Here is a 17,381-nt window from a genome sequence, read left to right as displayed (position 1 = left end):
GCTTACTTCTCGGTAAATTTCAGCTCGATCCGCCGGTTCTGCGCGCGCGCGGCTTCGGTATCGCCTTCGGCCACGGGCTGATATTGCCCGAACCCGTTTGCCGCCAGACGATCCGGCGCGATGCCAAGGAAGTTGACCATATATTTGACGACCGACAGCGCCCGAGCTTGGCTTAACTCCCAGTTGTCGGCAAATTCGCCAAAGCCGGAAAGCGGCAGATTGTCGGTATGACCATCGACACGGATGACCCAATCAATTTCGGCTGGGATATCATTCACCACACTGCGCAGAATGCCTGCCACTTTGGCAATCTCGCCCTGCCCGTCTTGGCTCAGCACCGCGCTGCCGGGTGCAAAAAGAACTTCGGAAGAGAACACAAAGCGGTCGCCCTCGATCCGTACCCCTTCTTGATTGCCCAGAAGGTTGCGCAAGCGGCCAAAGAACTCAGACCGGTATTGCGCCAAGTCTTTACTCTCCTCCTCCAGCCGCCTGCGCTCTGCCGCTTCCAACTCGGCGCGGCGACGCTCTTCCGCTGCGACCCTTGCCAGCGCGGTGTTCAGCTCAGACCCCAGCGATTGCAGTTCGACCGATTTCGCGGCATCCCGCGCCACGGCATCGTCCAATAGAGCCTGCAGGTTTCCCAGCTGTGCGCGCAATTCCGCAACTTGCTGGTTCAGCAATTCTGTCTGACGCTGCGCCTCGGCGCTGATGGCTTTTTCCTCGGATAAAGTCTGCTCGGCCTGCGCCAGAAGTGCGGCGCGGCGTTCGGCGGCGGTGGTCTTGTCCTCGGCCAATGTCTCTGCAGCGAGCTTGGCCGCCAGCGCCTGCGCAAGCCGTTCGCGCAAATTCTTCTGATCCCCGCTGAGCGTCTCACCTTGTTCCTCAAGCGTCTGTACGCGGGTCAGCGCTTCGGCCAGCTTCGTGTTCAGGGCTTGCTCAGACGCCTCTGCCTGCGCCAAACGTCTGCGCAGATCGCCCTCGGTGCCCTCTGCCGTTTCTAATTGCGCGCTTAAAGCCGCACGTTCGGCTTCCAACTCATTGCCGCTCTGCTCAAGGGTCTGCATCCGCAGCAGCGCGGCCGCTAGTTCTGTATCAAGATCACGCCGCGCCGCGCGGGCGGCGGCCAGAAGGGTCAGCGTGTCTTCGGCCTTCTTGCGCTGCGCCTCTAATGAAAGGGTCATGGCCGTGAGTTCCGCATCTGCATTCTCAAGCCGGTCGCGCAGCGCCTGCGCCGCGGCGGCCTCGGCCAAACGGGCGGTCTCTTCTGCGCTGAGGGCGTCCTCGGCTTTGGCCACTTCGGCATTCAGTGCGGCCACCTCGGCCTCCGCTTCAGCGTTCTCGGCGCGCAGATCGGCCACCAACGCGTCCAGCGCCTCACGCCGTGCGGCTGCCAAACGGGCGGTCTCTGCCTGCGCGTCGATCTCCTCCCGCGCGGTGCTGAGCGCGAGGTTCAACGCCTCCTGCTCGTTCAAAAGCTCGGTTTCGCGATCTTCCAGCGTCCCGATGCGGGCCTGATCGGAGGCCTGTGACGCCAAAAGCGCCGCCACCCGCGCCTCAAACCCGGTGATCTTGGCCTCTGCCGCTTGCAGGGCCGCATCTTGATCATCACGCTCAGTCGTCAGCCCGGCGATCACTGCCTCTTGGCGCGACACCTCATCGCGGGCGTCGTTTAATGAGGCATTCAGCGCGCCAAGCCGGGCTTCCAGCCGTGCGGTGGTACGTTCCTCAACCCCAAGCGCTTGGGCAAGGGCAGCGACCTCTCCGGCCAGTTCGTTCAACTCGCTTTCTTGGCCGCTGATGCGTTCGGTGAGGACGAATTGCACCACCATAAAGATGGTAAGTACGAACATCAGAACCAGCAACAGCCCGGTCATCGCATCAACGAACCCCGGCCAGATTGAGCCCTGAAACCGCGTACCTGTCCGCCGGGAAAGTGCCATTACTGGTCCCCGCCACCGGGGGCATCACCTGCGCGCGGGCGACGTGCCTCAGGGGCGCGCTGCCCAGAAAGCGCCTTGGCCAACAGGGAGATATCCTTGCGAAACTCTGCCATAGTCTCCTGCCGCCCGGCTGAGATTTCTTCCAAGATCCGCAGCATCTGCACGTCGATAGAGCGTAGCCGCATCCGGCTTTCCGCGTCGATCCCTTCGCCCGTGAGCTGCTCTTCGAGCACGCCAATCAACCGATCCTGCCCCTCGGCCATGCGTTCAAGCGCGGTATTCGTCGTCGTGTCATGTTCCATCCGCGTGGTCATCCGGTCCACGGCATCGGCAAGCTTGCCCAGCTTGTCGTCCACCATGGCGCGGCTGATATCGGATTGGGTGAACATCTGCTGCATTTCGCCCATCTGTTCGACCATCTGATCCATCACGCTGGCCATAATGTTCTGGTCGCTCACATCGTCGCCGGAGGTCAGACCGACCCGCGTGATGGAACTCAGCCAATCTTCCAGCTCTTGATAAAACCGGTTCTGCCCGTGGCCCGCGAAAAGCTCCAACAGCCCGACGACGAGTGAGCCCGCAAGCCCCAGAAGCGAGGAGCCAAAAGCCACGCCCATGCCGCCCAATTGCGCTTCAAGCCCGGTCATCAAACGGCCAAAGACATCGACGCCCGCCTCCCCCTCACCGGGGGCGAGCGAGCGGATCGTGTCGACCACCGCCGGAACGGTCGTGGCGAGCCCGTAGAAGGTGCCAAGAAGGCCGAGGAAAATCAGCATGTTGACGATGTAGCGCGTGATCTCGCGCACTTCGTCGATACGCGAGGCAACGGAATCGAGGATCGAACGGGTTGAGGCCGTGCTGACCTGCATCCGCGCGCCACGCTGGCGCAGAAGTGACGCCAAGGGGGCCAAAAGCTGCGGCGGCTGCGCATCGGGTTCGGAATTGTCAGCGGCGAAGTCCTCGATCCAGCGGACAGAGCCGATCAGCTGCGTCACCTGATAGAAACAGGCCAGCACACCGACGACGAAAACAAAGATGATGACCCCATTAAGCCATGGGTTCGCGGCGAAGATCGGCAGCACGCTGGGCAGGGCCAAAAATGCCCCTACGCCGGTCAATGCCAATACGATCAGCATCAGTGAAATCTGACGCACCGGTTGTGAAAACTGCGGTTTTGCCTTGCGGTCTGGCTGTGCCATGCGGCCTTTCCTGACCCTCTATTCTGCTCTTGGCGCAGCTTACACTGAAACTGCGCGGAGTTGCCAAGTTTTTATGAGGCCAAAGCCCTTACACGATCATGCAACCACTCCAACGCAGGGTCATGCAAGCCCACTTCAGAAAGATGCACGGCGGTGTTGATCAAATACTCGGTATTCGGCCCGCGTCCGCCCACTGCGCGGGCAATGATCTGTGCTTGTTCTTCCAGCGGCAGCCCACCGCAATATTGGTCATGCGCCGCGTCGATCACATAGGTGACTGCCTCTACATCGCGCCCATCGGTCAGATGCACAGTAAGGTTTTTCTCCACATAGGCCGATGAGATCAACTCACGCTCGCGCAGGTAGTCCAGCGTCTGTGCCTCATGCCCCGCCGCCACGCGCATCGCCATGCCTTCGCAGGCCGAGCGGACGGATTCGTCAAGCGCCAGCACCAGCCCCGGCTGTTCGACCGTGCCACGGTGATGGATCGAGCGCATGCAGAAAGATCGGGCATAGCCCGGCAGCGTGCCGATCACGCTTTCCGCCACCTCGAAACCGGGGTTCCACAAAAGGCTGCCATAGCCAAATACCCACATTGTCATCCTGCTGGTCCTTTCTGCTGGCCTTCGGTAAACCGCATCTGAAGCACGATTTGAAGGGCTATCGAAATGCGGAAACTGGTTTGGCTGCTGATTGTGCTCGCCGTACTTTGGGGCGCGTGGTGGGCCACTGCGACGACGCAGATGCAAAGCACCCTGACCGGCCTGCTCGACACCCGCCGCGCGGCGGGGTGGGAGGTTACGCTCAAGCACATCAGCAAGGCCGGTTTCCCCCTGACGCTTGAAAACCGGTTGAGCGATCTTTCGGTGGCGGCCCCTGCCCGCGGTCTGGCATTCGAGGCACCGCAGCTTGATCTTTCGGCCCCGGTTTGGTGGCCCGGCGATCTGTCGGCGCGCGCTTCTGCCGCAAACGCCGCTCTGCCCGCCGGCGCACTGCCCTTGACGCTGAACATGAGCGACCTGCGCGTTGATGTAGAGCTGCATCCCGGGTCAACGCTTCAACTGGAAGCGTTGAAGGTCCGCAGCGCGTATCTTGAGGTTAATGGCCCCGACGGGCCGCTGCTAGAAGCGGAAGAACCGCAGATGCAGGTCACGCAATCCTCTGCCGCGGCGCGGGACTATGACATCGCCTTGCTGCCCGGTGGCATCACCCCCGGTCCCCTGTTGCGAAAAGTCTTGGGAGAGGGCGCAGGCCAGCCCGGCGGGCAGCCGATCCTGTCGGCGCGGATGGCGGTCACCTTTGCCCGCCCGCTGGATCGTCACAGCGCGATGGCAGGTAAACTGCCGCAGATCGACGCGTTGACGGTTGAAAATGTAGATGCCGCATGGGGTGACGTGGCGCTGGCCGCCGAAGGGGCGCTGACCTTTAATGCGCAAGGCACCCCCGACGGGGTGCTCAGCCTGCGGGTCACCAACTGGTCCAAACTGCTTGATGCGGGCGAGCGTGCGGGCTTTTTGCCGCCATCGATGCGGGGGCAGGTGAATACCATGCTGCGGCTGTTGGAGGCGCGGAGCGGCACGCCGGGCGGGCTTGATCTTGATCTGCTCTTTGCCGACGGCCAGATGACGCTCGCAGGCATCCCGCTTGGCCCCGCGCCTCGTTTGATCCAGCCCTAAGCGGGCCTTAGCGGCAATAGCTGCCGCTGCGATACCGCGCCGTGTCGAAATGGAAATGGTCTTGATGAAAGCGGTCGGATTCCGGCCCGAGAACCGTGCCGAACGGCCCACAGGCACCTTGGTGCATCCGCCGCATTACTTTGCTGCTGCGCCGGGCGCGCCAGCCTTTCAGAACAGTAATCGTGCGACCATCCGCCAGTTCAAACCCTGAAATGTCGATCGCGCGGCCCTTGCCGTGTTCTGAGATCTTGCCGCCCTTCCGGTTGTTGCGCGTGCGGCAGGCGTAATGCGCAGCGACCCGTAACTCTTTGAGCCCGCCGCCCTGCCCCGCCAAGGCAGGCACCGCCGATTGCCGCACCCATGTATCGAGCGCCTTGGCCGTAGTGCAATCCATCACCGCGGCATTGCTAAGCTTGATGCCAGAGACCGAGCGCACCTTGACTGCGTTCTCGATCCCGCAACCACTGATCTTGCCCGGCACCCGGCCCACCGGCGCGCCTTGGATCGCCAGATCCCCGCAAACCGCACCCTTCGCCAGCATCTGCTGCCGGGCGCGGGCGGCTTTCTCAACCTTGCGGCTGCGAAGGGAGGGACGGAGAGAGGATTTGATCCCCCGACCCGCTTCGGCGGCAGCGCGGGCAGCGGGGTCACGTTTAGGCTGTTCGATCGCACCCGAGGGCACGACGATAACCGGCAGCGTAGCGTGATTGTCTCGCGGGACCGGGCGTTGCGAACTGTCCGGCCCCGCGGCCAGGGCCATCTGCCCCAGCACGATCAGCGGCAGGACAGCCCAGCCCTTCATGGCTTGCGCGCGCCCCGGCCAAAGTCGGGCGCGTCGGTGTCTTGCCCCGCCTCAATAATGCCGCGCCGGATCGCGCGGGTGCGGGTGAAATAGGCGTGCAGATGCGCCCCGTCGCCGGTGCGGATGGCGCGTTGCAGGGCAAAAAGCTCTTCGGTGAAACGCCCGAGGATTTCCAGCGTCGCGTCCTTGTTGGTCAGGAAGACGTCGCGCCACATCGTCGGATCGCTCGCCGCGATGCGGGTGAAATCGCGGAAACCGGCGGCGGAATACTTGATGACCTCGCTGTCGGTCACCCGGCGCAGATCGTCGGCGACGCCGACCATCGTATAGGCGATAAGGTGCGGCGCGTGAGAAGTAACGGCCAGCACCAGATCGTGATGCTCGGCGTCCATCTCCTCGACATTGGCTCCCGCCCCTTCCCAGAGCGCGCGCAGACGCGCGATGGCCGCGGGGTCAGTTCCCTCGACCGGGACCAGCAGGCACCAGCGGTTGTCGAAGAGCTCGGCAAAGCCGCTGCGCGGGCCGGAGTGCTCGGTCCCCGCCAATGGGTGGCCCGGAATGAAATGTACGCCCTCGGGCAGATGCGGACCGACCTGCGCGATGACATCGGCCTTGACCGAGCCTACGTCCGTCACTGTGGCGCCCGGAGACAAGTGCGGTGCAATCTCGGCGGCGACGGCCCCCATTACGCCCACCGGCACGCAGAGCACCACCAAATCAGCGTCCTTGACGGCTTCGGCGGCGCTGTCGCAGACGCGGTCGCAAAGGCCAATCTCACGCGCCGTGGCGCGGGTCTCATCGCTACGGGCATAGCCGGTGACCTCGCCTGCCAGACCACCACGTTTGATCGCCCAGAAGAGCGAAGAAGCAATCAGCCCCAGCCCGATCAGCGCGACCCTGTCATAGACCTGCGCCATCAGCTGCCTCCCTTAAACTGCCGCACAGCATGGACCACGCGGCGGCAGGCGCTCTCATCCCCTACGGTGATGCGCAGACATTGCGGCAGGTTGTAGCCCGCCACCCGCCGCACAATCAGCCCTTGTGTCTTGAGGTGATCATCGCAGGCTTCGGCCTCGGCCTGATTAGCGAAACGGGCCAGTACGAAGTTGGCGCAGGAAACATCCGAGGGCACGCCAATTTCGGCCAGCGCATCGGCCAGCCAAGTGCGCCAACGGGCGTTCTCGGCCCGGCAATGGTCGGTATAGGCGCGGTCGCGGATCGCGGCCTCGGCGGCGGCAAGTGCGGCCTGCGACAGGTTGAACGGCCCCCGCACGCGGTTGAGCACGTCGATCACATGGCCCGGCCCGTAGCCCCAGCCGATGCGCAGCCCGCCCAGCCCGTAGAGCTTGGAGAACGTCCGCGTCATCACCACGTTGTCGCGGCGATCGACCAGCTCGGCCCCGCCGTCATAGCCCTCGACATATTCGGCATAGGCCCCGTCGAGCACCAAGAGCGCCTGCGGCGGCAGCCCTTCGGCCAGACGCTCGATCTCGGCCAAACCGATCATCGTGCCGGTGGGATTGTTAGGGTTGGCGATGAACACCAGTCGGGTCGCGTCGGTACAGGCGGCGAGGATGGCGTCCACATCGGTTACCCGCTCACGCTCGGGCACCTCAACGGGCGTGGCCCCGGCGGCGAGCGCGGAGATTCGGTACATGGCAAAGCCGTGTTCGGTATGCACCACCTCGGTTCCCGGTCCGGCATAGGCTTGGCAGAGGAAGGCGATGACCTCATCCGAGCCCGCCCCGCAGATGATCCGCTCCGCATCTAGGCCCAGCACGTCACCGATGGCAGTGCGCAGCGCGTGGTGGTCGGAGGAGGGATAGCGATGCAGGTCATAGGCCGCGCGGCGATAGGCTTCGACGGCGGCAGGGCTTGGCCCCAGCGGGTTTTCGTTCGAGCTGAGTTTGACCACATTCTCAAGGCCCGCGACATACGCCGCACCCCCTTGGTAAAGGTCAATCTCCATAATGCCCGGTTGCGGTGCGATCTGTGTCATCTCGCTCTTTTCCTCACGCTACTGCCGCCCTTCTATCGGGGCGACAGCGGTGATGCCAGAATCATTCTGCATCCGCGCTTCCGCCGGACAGCCTGTTGCATCGCTGCGCCCCAGCCCAACCCCGCGCAAAGAAAAAGGCCGCGCGGTTTGCACCACACGGCCTTTCGGTATTCGACGGGCGAAGAAACTTAGTTCTTCGCGTAGAATTCCACAACGAGGTTCGGCTCCATGACAACCGGGTATGGCACGTCGGACAGGCCAGGTGTGCGCACAAAGGTTGCTGTCAGCTTGGAGTGATCCGTCTCAAGGTAGTCAGGCACATCACGCTCGGGCAGCTGAACGGCTTCAAGAACGGAAGCCAGCTGCTTGGAACGGTCACGCACTTCGATGACGTCACCCTCTTTTACGCGGTAGGAGGGGATGTTCACTTTCTTGCCGTTCACACGAACGTGGCCGTGGTTCACGAACTGGCGCGCTGCGAAAACGGTCGCAACGAACTTGGCGCGGTACACAACGGCGTCCAGACGACGCTCCAGCAGACCGATCAGGTTTTCACCGGTATCGCCTTTAACACGCTCGGCTTCGCCGTAGATGCGACGGAACTGCTTTTCGGTCAGGTCGCCGTAGTAGCCTTTAAGCTTCTGCTTGGCGCGCAGCTGGATACCGAAATCGGAAATCTTGCCCTTACGACGCTGGCCGTGCTGGCCGGGGCCGTATTCACGACGATTCACCGGGGACTTCGGACGGCCCCAGATGTTTTCGCCCATGCGGCGGTCTAGTTTGTGCTTGGCAGCTGTGCGTTTGGTCACGGCTGTTCTCCTTTATAAGGCCCCGAGGGGCGGTAAAGGGCGTTGTCCTTTGGCCGAAGCCCGACAGGGTTCCCCTTGCGGGGTCCACCAACACCAATGAAGGGGCGCTTATACGGCGCCATGGCCGGGAGTCAACGGGGGATTTCAGCAGGGGCAATACGCCCCGCCCTAACGCGCCATCGCGGCACAGGGGCCGTGGCGGTGGCAGGTCAGGATATGATCGTTCACCAGCCCGCAGGCCTCCATCCACGCATAGGTGATCGTCGGCCCACAGAACTTGAAACCGGCTTTCTTCAGGTCTTTACTCACCTGCTCGGACAGCGCTGTTTTCGGTGGCACTTCGGCCTGCGTGGCAAAGCCGGGCTGCAATGGCACGCCGTCGACGTAGCGCCACATGAATTGATCAAACCCCTCGCGAGCCTCGATCTTTTGCCAGGCGCGGGCGTTGGTGATCGCGGCCTCGATCTTGCCCCGGTGGCGGATAATGCCCGGATCGCCCAGCAGGCGCGTGACATCCGCCTCCCCCCATTCGGCGATCTGATGCGGATCGAACCCGGCGAAAGCGGCGCGAAAATTATCGCGTTTTTTAAGGATGGTGATCCAGCTCAGCCCGGCCTGAAACCCATCCAGGATCAGCTTTTCCAAAAGCGCGCGGCTGTCATATTCGGGCACACCCCATTCGGTGTCATGATAAGCTTGGTAAATCGGGTCATCCCCGGCCCAGTCACAGCGCTGCATCTTAACCCTCCCGCGTGATCCACCGCGGAAATCGCCGCTGATTAAGACCGTGTTATCACCTTTGCGCCCATACCCTTGGCAGGACAGAAAGAAGAGTACCGCCGTGCCCCGCCGATTCCAACGCCCTATTGCCGACATCCCTCCGGGAGGGGACAGCCCGCTGAACTATGCGGTCACGCAACGCGATGCCGCGATGCGGGAAATGGTGCGCGACGCCGTCGCGCATCGTCAGACCTTATTGGCCTTTCAGCCGGTCATGCGGGCCAGCGATCCGACGCGCATTGCCTTTCATGAGGGTTTGATCCGCCTGCTTGACCCTACAGGCCGTGTGATCCCGGCCAAGGACTTCATGTCGGTCATTGAAGATACAGAAACGGGTCGGCAAGTTGACGTGCTGGCCCTGCGCTTAGGACTGAACGCACTGCACAGCCATCCGGGCCTGCGCTTGTCAATCAACATGTCCGCCCGCTCCATCGGGTATCACGAATGGAACCGCGTGCTGCGCCACTGGCTCGCCCGCGATGCTACTTTGGGAGAACGGCTGATTTTAGAGATTACCGAAAGTTCGGCTATGATGGTGCCGGAACTGGTGGCGCATTTCATGGATCAGTTGCAACCCTATGGCATCTGCTTTGCCATGGATGATTTCGGCGCAGGGCAAACGGCAATCCGCTACTTCAAAGATTTCTATTTCGACATCCTGAAACTCGACGGGCAATTTATTCGCGGCATCGCCACGAACCCGGACAACCGCGCCTTGACCGCCGCCTTGATGTCGATCGCCACGCATTTCGACATGCTCACCGTCGCCGAATGCGTTGAAAACGCGGCCGATGCGGCAGTGCTGGTCGAGATGGGCGTCGATTGTCTGCAAGGTTATCACTACGCCGCGCCCACCACCCGACCCGACTGGATGGATTTCGACCAGACTCGCGCCACTGGCTGAGCCTACCTCGGTGTAACAGCACAACGATGGCCTGAAGCCGCCTGCTCAGTTGCCGCATCGCAGCGCATCCGCTATCACTACCCCAGAGGGACGGGAGCGCCCACGCCCGAGGATGGCGCGTGTCGGTGTGCCCCCGCCCAGTCAGGTAGAGGAAAGTCACATCATGACCAATGTCGTCATCGCATCCGCCGCCCGTACCGCCGTGGGCAGTTTCGGCGGGGCGTTTGCCAATACACCCGCCCATGATCTTGGTGCCGCCGTTCTGAAGGAACTGGTGGCCCGCGCCGGGGTGGACCCGTCCGAAGTCTCTGAGACCATTCTGGGGCAGGTGCTGACCGCCGCCCAAGGCCAGAACCCCGCGCGTCAGGCGCATATCAATGCGGGCCTGCCGAAAGAAAGCGCCGCTTGGGGCATCAACCAAGTCTGCGGCTCGGGCCTGCGCGCCGTGGCACTTGCAGCTCAGCACATCCAACTGGGCGATGCGAGCATCGTTTGCGCCGGTGGTCAGGAAAACATGACCCTAAGCCCCCATGCGCAGAACCTCCGCGCGGGTCAGAAAATGGGCGACTTGCAGTTCATCGACACGATGATCCGCGACGGTTTGTGGGATGCCTTCAACGGCTACCATATGGGCCAAACCGCCGAGAATGTTGCCGAAAAATGGCAGATTTCCCGCGACCAGCAGGACGAATTCGCCGTCGCCTCGCAAAACAAGGCCGAAGCCGCCCAGAAGGCTGGCAAATTTGCGGATGAGATTGTCGCCTATACCATCAAAACCCGCAAAGGTGAGACAGTCGTCGATCAGGACGAATACATCCGCCATGGAGCCACCATCGAAGCAATGCAGAAACTGCGCCCCGCCTTTACCAAGGACGGCTCGGTTACTGCGGCCAACGCCTCCGGCCTCAACGACGGCGCGGCGGGTGCGTTGCTGATGAGCGCTGATGAGGCTGAAAAGCGCGGCATCACCCCGCTAGCGCGGATCGCCTCCTATGCCACCGCCGGTCTTGACCCGTCGATCATGGGTGTCGGCCCCGTCTATGCCTCGCGCAAGGCGTTGGAGAAAGCAGGCTGGAAGCCCGAGGACCTAGACTTGGTCGAAGCCAACGAAGCTTTCGCCGCGCAGGCCTGTGCCGTGAACAAGGAAATGGGCTGGGATCCGGAAATCGTGAACGTCAACGGCGGTGCCATTGCCATCGGTCACCCCATCGGCGCCTCCGGCGCGCGCGTGCTCAATACTCTACTGTTCGAAATGCAGCGCCGCGGAGCCAAAAAAGGTTTGGCGACGCTGTGTATCGGTGGCGGTATGGGTGTTGCCATGTGCCTTGAGCGCCCCTAAGACTATATTCGGCGCGCAACTTTATTGCGCGCCGAAACATGCATTTGCAAGAACATTACCTTGAGGGAGGGATTACATGTCACGCATCGCTTTGGTCACCGGAGGCAGTCGCGGCATTGGCGCGGCCATCTCCACCACGCTGAAGGACAAAGGCTATACCGTCGCCGCCACCTATGCCGGCAATGACGAGGCTGCCGCGAAATTCACCGAAGAGACCGGCATCAAGACCTATAAATGGAACGTGGCAGACTACGAGGCCTCCAAAGCAGGGATCGAACAGGTCGAAGCCGATCTTGGCCCTATCGAAGTGGTCGTTGCCAACGCAGGCATCACCCGCGATGCGCCGTTCCATAAAATGACCCCCGATCAGTGGAATGAGGTCATCGCGACCAATCTCACCGGCGTTTTCAACACGATCCATCCGGTCTGGCCCGGCATGCGTGAACGCAAATTCGGGCGCGTGGTCGTGATCTCTTCGATCAATGGGCAGAAAGGTCAGTTCGCGCAGGTAAACTATGCCGCCACCAAGGCAGGCGATCTGGGCATCGTGAAATCACTGGCCCAGGAAGGCGCGCGCGCAGGCATCACCGCGAATGCGATCTGCCCCGGCTATATCGCAACCGATATGGTCATGGCCGTGCCCGAAAAAGTCCGTGAGAGCATCATCGCGCAGATCCCCGCAGGCCGTCTGGGTGAACCCGAAGAAATCGCCCGCGCCGTGGCCTTTTTGGTCTCGGACGATGCAGGTTTCATCAATGGCTCGACCATCTCAGCCAATGGCGCGCAATTCGTCGTTTAACTGGCGAGACCTATCAGGATTGAAAAGGCCAGCCCTTCATGAGGCTGGCCTTTTTTATATTGGCTAGGGGCGACATCCGCCCCTCCAAGCCACCGCGCGGCATGAGTATGCGCCAGCCGTAAACAAAAACTAAGCTGCCGCCCCGCCAAGACGGAACGACAGCCATCAAGAGAGCTTTAACTCTTGTTAAGGATTAGCTCGACAGTCGGCTAATCTCCTCCTTCAGGCGCAGTTTTTCCTTTTTCATGGAAGCCACTTTTAGATCGTCCATACCGGGGGCGCGTTGCGCGGATTCAACCGCCTCACTCATTGCCTGATGCTTTCGCTTCAGGGTATCCAGATGTGCGCTCAAAGCCATACAATCCTCCATGATTGGTGTTTAGAAATTCAGTGGACCACAGCGCGACACACAAGTCACGCAGCACCGCAGCATAGGGGTGAAGTTGGTGAAAAAATGCTTAAGAGGTAGGAAAAACCAGCGGCGCACCGCAGCGCAGGACCGCTTCGATTTCGGGCACATAGCTAATGCCATCCATCTCATGCTGTGCACCGATGTGCATGACGTAGCTGTGGTAGAGACGGAACGCGCCCCGACCGTTCTTGCGCGCGCGCAGAAGAATCAGTTCCGGCGGCCGTCCTACGCGTGAGGCAAGCGGCAACACTTCGACCGACCCCATCTCATGCGGCAGCGCCGCCAGAAGCTCAGGCAACCGTTCCGCGCGGTGGATAAAATGCGCCTGCCCCTTCGGTTTCAATCGTTTTGCCGCCATGCGGACCCATTGCCGTAAAGGCGTGGCCTCACCCAAGGCGGTCTCTCGTCCCGGCTCGCGGGACTGGACCGAAGCGGCGCGGTCAAAATAGGGCGGGTTGGCCAGCACATGATCGAATTGCCGTTGGCGCAGGTGCAATGGCATGTCGGTCAAATCGGCCTCCACCACCTCCAGCGCCTCCCCGCCATTGCGCCGCGCAAGATCGGCATAGGCTGGCTGTAGCTCACACCCCGTCAGCGCCAGCCCCGGCACCCGGGCGCCCAAGCACAGTACCGCAGCTCCCACCCCACAGCCCAGTTCCAACACGCTCTGCCCTGCCATCGCCTCGACACTCGCGGCCAGCAAGACCGGGTCCACCCCGGCACGATAGCCGCGCCCCCGGCGCGGCTGCCACAGGTGCAGGTTACCCCCCAAGAAGGCATCGCAGGTCAGGTCATCTTCGATGAAACGGGTCACAGCCCGAGGGGGATCTCATTGTCGCGCATGACCCGTAGGGCGGCGTCATGGTCATCGGGGTGCACCATCAAACGGCGCGGGAAAATTCCGATGCCACCTTCGAGCACGCTCATGTTTACGTCCATTTCAAAGCAGTCTATATCCTCCCCCCTGAGAAGGGCGGTGGCAAAGGCGATGATGGTCATGTCGGTGCTGCGCAAAAGTTCCTTCATATCAAAGATGTAAAGCCGGATCACCGGCATGTCGAGCGGGACGCGGGAAATGATGATGAAAAGTGATGCAACGGGCAAACCGCACGACCGCATGGCGGCCTATCTGAGTGATGATATGGCGGCGGTGAGCGCGCTGATCCGCGAGCGGATGGCGTCGAAACACGCGCCCCGCATCCCCGAAGTCACCGCCCATCTGGTCGAAGCGGGCGGCAAGCGCCTACGCCCGATGCTGACACTCGCGGCGGCACGAATGTGTGGCTACGACGGCCCCTATCACGTCCATCTGGCCGCTACGGTGGAGTTCATCCACACCGCGACGCTGCTGCATGACGATGTGGTGGACGAAAGCGCCCAGCGGCGGGGGCGGCCCACGGCGAATCTCTTGTGGGACAACCAGTCGTCGGTGCTGGTCGGCGATTACCTCTTCGCGCGCAGCTTTCAGTTGATGACCGAACCGGGCTCAATGCCCGTCATGCGCATCCTGTCCAATGCTGCGGCGACGATTGCAGAGGGCGAGGTGTTGCAACTGACAGCGGCGCAGAATTTGGCTACGGACGAGGCGGTCTACCTGCAAGTCGTGCGGGGCAAAACGGCGGCGTTGTTCTCAGCCGCGACGGAAGTGGGTGGCGTGATCGCCGACGCGCCAAAAGGTCAGGTCAAAGCGCTTTACGACTATGGTGACGCCCTTGGCATCGCATTCCAGATCGTCGACGACCTGCTGGATTATCAAGGCGATACCGGCGCCACAGGCAAAAACGTGGGCGATGATTTCCGCGAGCGCAAGCTGACCCTGCCGGTGATTAAGGCCGTGGCCAAGGCCGATGCGGAGGAGCGCGCCTTTTGGGTGCGCACCATCGAAAAGGGCAAGCAGGAGGATGGTGACCTCGACCATGCGCTGATGCTGCTGTACAAGCACGACACGCTGACCGCGACGCAGCGCGATGCCTGTGACTGGGCGGAAAAGGCCAAAGCGGCGCTTGCCCCCCTGCCCGACCATGAGTTGAAAGACATGTTGATCGATCTGGCCGACTACGTGGTCAGCCGGATCAGCTAAGCGGCCAGGATCGGCGCGGCGGCGACCCACCAGTGGGGCGCGGCGGCGCTGATGCGGTGGGCGGCGGCTTTAGCCTGCGCGGCATTGGCGTAGAGGCCGAAACAAGTCGCGCCGGAGCCCGACATCCGCGCCAGCGCCGCGTCGCTCAATGCCTCCAGACAAGACGCGATGACCGGTTCCCGTGCGATGGCCGGGGCAGCGAGGTCATTGCGCTGCTCGCGGAGAAAATCGATGAGATCAGAAAAGCCTGCGAAAGTCGGGATCACATCCGGCATCGGCGGCTGGTTCTTGTCGCTCAGGGCCGAGAAGACAGCAGGCGTCGGCACATCCACACCGGGGTTCACCAGCACCATCTGGCAGGGCGGCAGCGCGGAGAGCGGCGTGAGGACCTCCCCCACCCCCTGCATCCGCTGCGGGCCGCGTGTCAGGCAAACCGGCACATCGGCCCCGAGCCGCGCCGTGTCTGCGGGCAGCGGGACGCCCCAATGCGCGGAGAGCAAATCTAACGCCGCCGCCGCATCTGCAGAGCCGCCCCCGATCCCCGCGGCAGCAGGCAAATGTTTCTCCAGATGCAATGCCGCGCCCCGGCCCGCGCCAGCGTCCAACATCTCTGCCGCCTGCAACACGAGGTTGCGCGCATCGGTCGGCACCCCTTCGGCCCGTGCGCCGCTCACCGTAAGGCTCAGGTCTTCGGCGGGGACTACATGCAACGCATCGCCCACGCCAGCCCGGACCACCAGCGAATCCAGCAGGTGATAGCCGTCTGCGCGTTGTCCGGTGCAATGTAGCGTCAGGTTCACCTTGGCCCAGGCCATCCGCGACGCCGCAGCGCCGGGGCTAGCGGGTGCCGCATCTTCCAGAAAGCTCATTCGTCCGCAGCAACCTTCAAGGGCGGCGCGCCTTCTTCGGACAGCACGGCATCAAGCCCCACTTCCAGTTTACGGCGCATCCGCTCGGGGTCGGCCTCGGAATCCGCATCGGTGAGGTCGACGAAGGACAGCGCCCGGCGCCATTGGAACTCAGCCTCGCGTTTGCGGCCCACGGCCCAGTAAACGTCTCCAAGGTGATCATTCACCACCGGATCGACGGGCTCCAACTCAACCGCGCGTTCCATCTGCTCCACCGCCTCGTCGTAGCGGTCCAGACGGTAGAACACCCAGCCCAGAGAATCGACGATATAACCGCTGTCGGGGCTGGCCGCGACGGCGCGTTCGATCATGTCCAACGCCTCGTCCAAGCTGCGCTGCTGTTCGACCAGTGAATAGCCGAGATAGTTCAAGACCTGCGGCTGCTCAGGGTTCAGTTTGAGCGCCGCGCGGAAATCAGCCTCGGACCCTTCCCAATCGCCACTGCGTTCCTTGGCGATGGCGCGAGCGTAGAACAGCACCCAACGGGCGCGGGCGGTTTCGGCGGTCAGGTCAAGCGCCTGATCGTAGGAGGCAATGGCCGCCTCATAATCTTCCTCGGCCCGCAGCATGTCGCCCAGCGTGGAGTGCACCACGGCCAGTTCACCATGGCTCCGCGCAAGCTGCTCTAACACTTCGATGGCCTGCGCGGTCTTGCCCGAGCGGCGCAGCGCCTCGGCACGGCCCAATTCAGCGGCGTGATAGGCGGGGCTATTGGCAGGCAGGGATTTATACTCAGCAATCGCCAGATCATGCTCGCCGAGGTTTTCCAAAAGGCTCGCCGTCAGCAGCAGCGCGTCGATATGATCGGGGCGCAAGAAGCGGGAGATGCGGGAATAGAGCAGCACATAGTAATCCCCCGCCGCCTCATTGCGCAGAACGGCAGCGAAGGTGAAAAACACCTCGGCCATCCCGGCTTGGGCGTCGGGCATATGGCTGAAGGGGGGGGGCGTGTCTTGCTGCAAGGCTTCAATCAGCCGCGCAATCTCTGGATCGGTGTCATCGCCAAAGCCGTCTTTAAGAACGGCCAGCGCATCATCGCGGCGGTCCAATTGCCCGAGGATCTCGGCATGGGCCATGACCCCGCGCCGGGTCTGGCCTGCCGCCCCTGCCGCTTCACTGGCGAAAATCGCCTCTGCCCCTTCGAAATCGCCCACGCTCGCCAGCGCCAAGGCCTTGTGATACATTACAAAACCCTGCATCCCGGCCTCTTCGCTAAGGCTATCGAAAGCCGACATGGCGGCGGTCACATCGCCTGCGCCCATATGCGCCCATGCCTGCACCAGCCCGCCAACCCAAGGACCGATGGCCGAGGTGTCGCGTTCCAGCAGGGCTTTGTAATCACCCTCTTTCGCCATAGCGGCCACGAGGGTCATCTCGGCCACTTGGCTTTTGGTGCCGAGGGTAATCATGTTCCGCGCCAGCGGCAGCGCCTTATCCACCCGCCCGAGCGAGAGATAGGACAACACCGCGCTTTCCATCAGTTCGATGTTCTTGGGGTCGCGCGCCAGGGCCTCGGTATAGTAACGCGCCGCCTCCGGGTAGTCGCTGTTCACAGCCGCGTGACGCCCGGCCAGATAGGGGCCCGCGATGGATTGCGCCATCAGCGGCGCAGAAAGGCCGATGCAAAGCGCCGCAACGCTGGTGAACCCTAGGACATTCCGAAACATGCAAACCGCCTCATATCGCTTTGCGCTCAGGCTATCATCTCTGTGTCCGGGCGCAATGGCGTGGCCC

At 62.4% G+C, this 17,381-nt stretch carries 18 protein-coding genes; 5 read left to right on the top strand and 13 right to left on the bottom strand.

Annotated features, from left to right (window positions below):
• Positions 1 to 2: 2 nt before the first annotated feature.
• The 3 genes from K3759_RS03400 to K3759_RS03390 all read right to left on the bottom strand — a co-directional run bounded on the left by K3759_RS03400 (position 3) and on the right by K3759_RS03390 (position 3,741).
• Positions 3 to 1,940 carry a peptidoglycan -binding protein gene (locus K3759_RS03400; protein WP_259984321.1) on the bottom strand — a complete coding sequence of 646 codons (1,938 nt, stop codon included), beginning with the start codon at positions 1,938 to 1,940 and terminating at the stop codon, positions 3 to 5.
• On the bottom strand, positions 1,940 to 3,139 hold the full coding sequence (locus K3759_RS03395; RefSeq protein ID WP_259984320.1) for a biopolymer transporter ExbB: 1,200 nt from the start codon (positions 3,137 to 3,139) through the stop codon (positions 1,940 to 1,942). Before K3759_RS03395 ends, K3759_RS03400 begins: the two co-directional genes overlap by 1 nt.
• Before the next feature lie 71 nt (positions 3,140 to 3,210).
• On the bottom strand, positions 3,211 to 3,741 hold the full coding sequence (locus K3759_RS03390; protein ID WP_259984319.1) for a gamma-glutamylcyclotransferase: 531 nt from the start codon (positions 3,739 to 3,741) through the stop codon (positions 3,211 to 3,213).
• Between the two features lie 66 nt (positions 3,742 to 3,807).
• Between K3759_RS03390 and K3759_RS03385 the strand changes: the two genes are divergently transcribed.
• Positions 3,808 to 4,815, top strand: a complete 1,008-nt coding sequence (locus K3759_RS03385; protein WP_259984318.1) for a DUF2125 domain-containing protein — start codon at positions 3,808 to 3,810, stop codon at positions 4,813 to 4,815.
• 7 nt (positions 4,816 to 4,822) lie between these two features.
• Here the strand turns inward: K3759_RS03385 and K3759_RS03380 are convergent, their stop codons facing one another.
• From K3759_RS03380 to K3759_RS03360, 5 genes are all read right to left on the bottom strand, one after another.
• Complete coding sequence (locus tag K3759_RS03380) at positions 4,823 to 5,617, bottom strand: extensin family protein (RefSeq protein WP_259984317.1); 795 nt, start codon at positions 5,615 to 5,617, stop codon at positions 4,823 to 4,825.
• The gene (locus K3759_RS03375) at positions 5,614 to 6,534 is read right to left on the bottom strand and encodes a prephenate/arogenate dehydrogenase family protein (RefSeq protein WP_259984316.1); all 921 of its coding nucleotides are present in this window, start codon (positions 6,532 to 6,534) and stop codon (positions 5,614 to 5,616) included. Before K3759_RS03375 ends, K3759_RS03380 begins: the two co-directional genes overlap by 4 nt.
• Entirely contained in the window at positions 6,534 to 7,616 is a 1,083-nt protein-coding gene (hisC, locus tag K3759_RS03370; protein WP_259984315.1) for a histidinol-phosphate transaminase, read from the bottom strand. Before hisC ends, K3759_RS03375 begins: the two co-directional genes overlap by 1 nt.
• Before the next feature lie 188 nt (positions 7,617 to 7,804).
• Positions 7,805 to 8,425, bottom strand: a complete 621-nt coding sequence (gene rpsD, locus K3759_RS03365) for a 30S ribosomal protein S4 (RefSeq protein ID WP_007118979.1) — start codon at positions 8,423 to 8,425, stop codon at positions 7,805 to 7,807.
• Between the two features lie 168 nt (positions 8,426 to 8,593).
• A complete protein-coding gene (locus K3759_RS03360) occupies positions 8,594 to 9,163 on the bottom strand; it encodes a DNA-3-methyladenine glycosylase I (protein WP_259984314.1) in 570 nt (189 codons plus the stop codon).
• 103 nt (positions 9,164 to 9,266) lie between these two features.
• Between K3759_RS03360 and K3759_RS03355 the strand changes: the two genes are divergently transcribed.
• The 3 genes from K3759_RS03355 to phbB all read left to right on the top strand — a co-directional run bounded on the left by K3759_RS03355 (position 9,267) and on the right by phbB (position 12,247).
• Positions 9,267 to 10,109: an EAL domain-containing protein gene (locus tag K3759_RS03355; RefSeq protein WP_259984313.1), complete on the top strand. Its 843-nt coding sequence runs from the start codon at positions 9,267 to 9,269 to the stop codon at positions 10,107 to 10,109.
• 163 nt (positions 10,110 to 10,272) lie between these two features.
• Complete coding sequence (locus K3759_RS03350) at positions 10,273 to 11,448, top strand: acetyl-CoA C-acetyltransferase (RefSeq protein WP_243262332.1); 1,176 nt, start codon at positions 10,273 to 10,275, stop codon at positions 11,446 to 11,448.
• Positions 11,449 to 11,524: 76 nt separating this feature from the next.
• Positions 11,525 to 12,247: an acetoacetyl-CoA reductase gene (gene phbB / locus K3759_RS03345; protein ID WP_243262331.1), complete on the top strand. Its 723-nt coding sequence runs from the start codon at positions 11,525 to 11,527 to the stop codon at positions 12,245 to 12,247.
• Positions 12,248 to 12,440: 193 nt separating this feature from the next.
• On the opposite strand, the gene K3759_RS03340 is transcribed toward phbB, so the two are convergent.
• From K3759_RS03340 to K3759_RS03330, 3 genes are all read right to left on the bottom strand, one after another.
• Positions 12,441 to 12,605, bottom strand: a complete 165-nt coding sequence (locus K3759_RS03340) for a YdcH family protein (RefSeq protein ID WP_259984312.1) — start codon at positions 12,603 to 12,605, stop codon at positions 12,441 to 12,443.
• A gap of 100 nt (positions 12,606 to 12,705) precedes the next feature.
• Positions 12,706 to 13,473, bottom strand: a complete 768-nt coding sequence (locus K3759_RS03335) for a tRNA1(Val) (adenine(37)-N6)-methyltransferase (RefSeq protein ID WP_259984311.1) — start codon at positions 13,471 to 13,473, stop codon at positions 12,706 to 12,708.
• The gene (locus K3759_RS03330; protein WP_040700850.1) at positions 13,470 to 13,685 is read right to left on the bottom strand and encodes a DUF2007 domain-containing protein; all 216 of its coding nucleotides are present in this window, start codon (positions 13,683 to 13,685) and stop codon (positions 13,470 to 13,472) included. The genes K3759_RS03335 and K3759_RS03330 overlap by 4 nt, the downstream gene beginning before the upstream one ends.
• Positions 13,686 to 13,740: 55 nt before the next feature.
• Between K3759_RS03330 and K3759_RS03325 the strand changes: the two genes are divergently transcribed.
• Complete coding sequence (locus K3759_RS03325) at positions 13,741 to 14,739, top strand: polyprenyl synthetase family protein (protein ID WP_259984310.1); 999 nt, start codon at positions 13,741 to 13,743, stop codon at positions 14,737 to 14,739.
• Here K3759_RS03325 and K3759_RS03320 read toward each other — a convergent pair.
• Positions 14,736 to 15,608 carry a 4-(cytidine 5'-diphospho)-2-C-methyl-D-erythritol kinase gene (locus tag K3759_RS03320; RefSeq protein ID WP_259984309.1) on the bottom strand — a complete coding sequence of 291 codons (873 nt, stop codon included), beginning with the start codon at positions 15,606 to 15,608 and terminating at the stop codon, positions 14,736 to 14,738. The genes K3759_RS03325 and K3759_RS03320 overlap by 4 nt on opposite strands.
• The gene (locus tag K3759_RS03315) at positions 15,605 to 17,314 is read right to left on the bottom strand and encodes a tetratricopeptide repeat protein (protein WP_259984308.1); all 1,710 of its coding nucleotides are present in this window, start codon (positions 17,312 to 17,314) and stop codon (positions 15,605 to 15,607) included. The genes K3759_RS03320 and K3759_RS03315 overlap by 4 nt, the downstream gene beginning before the upstream one ends.
• Between the last annotated feature and the right edge of the window lie 67 nt (positions 17,315 to 17,381).

Origin of the sequence: Sulfitobacter sp. W027 (genome assembly GCF_025143985.1) — a bacterium.
In the GTDB taxonomy this organism is placed as follows: domain Bacteria; phylum Pseudomonadota; class Alphaproteobacteria; order Rhodobacterales; family Rhodobacteraceae; genus Sulfitobacter.
The sequence above is the reverse complement of the archived record's forward strand: the minus strand, read 5'-3'. Positions and strand labels throughout refer to the sequence as shown.

Coding starts and splice junctions, on each gene's coding strand:
- K3759_RS03390 (WP_259984319.1), bottom strand. CDS start 3,741: ATGACAATGTGGGTATTTGGCTATGGCAGCCTTTTGTGGAACCCCGGT.
- K3759_RS03400 (WP_259984321.1), bottom strand. CDS start 1,940: ATGGCACTTTCCCGGCGGACAGGTACGCGGTTTCAGGGCTCAATCTGG.
- K3759_RS03395 (WP_259984320.1), bottom strand. CDS start 3,139: ATGGCACAGCCAGACCGCAAGGCAAAACCGCAGTTTTCACAACCGGTG.
- K3759_RS03330 (WP_040700850.1), bottom strand. CDS start 13,685: ATGAAGGAACTTTTGCGCAGCACCGACATGACCATCATCGCCTTTGCC.
- K3759_RS03385 (WP_259984318.1), top strand. CDS start 3,808: ATGCGGAAACTGGTTTGGCTGCTGATTGTGCTCGCCGTACTTTGGGGC.
- K3759_RS03320 (WP_259984309.1), bottom strand. CDS start 15,608: ATGAGCTTTCTGGAAGATGCGGCACCCGCTAGCCCCGGCGCTGCGGCG.
- K3759_RS03360 (WP_259984314.1), bottom strand. CDS start 9,163: ATGCAGCGCTGTGACTGGGCCGGGGATGACCCGATTTACCAAGCTTAT.
- K3759_RS03375 (WP_259984316.1), bottom strand. CDS start 6,534: ATGGCGCAGGTCTATGACAGGGTCGCGCTGATCGGGCTGGGGCTGATT.
- K3759_RS03340 (WP_259984312.1), bottom strand. CDS start 12,605: ATGGCTTTGAGCGCACATCTGGATACCCTGAAGCGAAAGCATCAGGCA.
- K3759_RS03315 (WP_259984308.1), bottom strand. CDS start 17,314: ATGTTTCGGAATGTCCTAGGGTTCACCAGCGTTGCGGCGCTTTGCATC.
- phbB (WP_243262331.1), top strand. CDS start 11,525: ATGTCACGCATCGCTTTGGTCACCGGAGGCAGTCGCGGCATTGGCGCG.
- hisC (WP_259984315.1), bottom strand. CDS start 7,616: ATGACACAGATCGCACCGCAACCGGGCATTATGGAGATTGACCTTTAC.
- K3759_RS03380 (WP_259984317.1), bottom strand. CDS start 5,617: ATGAAGGGCTGGGCTGTCCTGCCGCTGATCGTGCTGGGGCAGATGGCC.
- K3759_RS03325 (WP_259984310.1), top strand. CDS start 13,741: ATGAAAAGTGATGCAACGGGCAAACCGCACGACCGCATGGCGGCCTAT.
- K3759_RS03350 (WP_243262332.1), top strand. CDS start 10,273: ATGACCAATGTCGTCATCGCATCCGCCGCCCGTACCGCCGTGGGCAGT.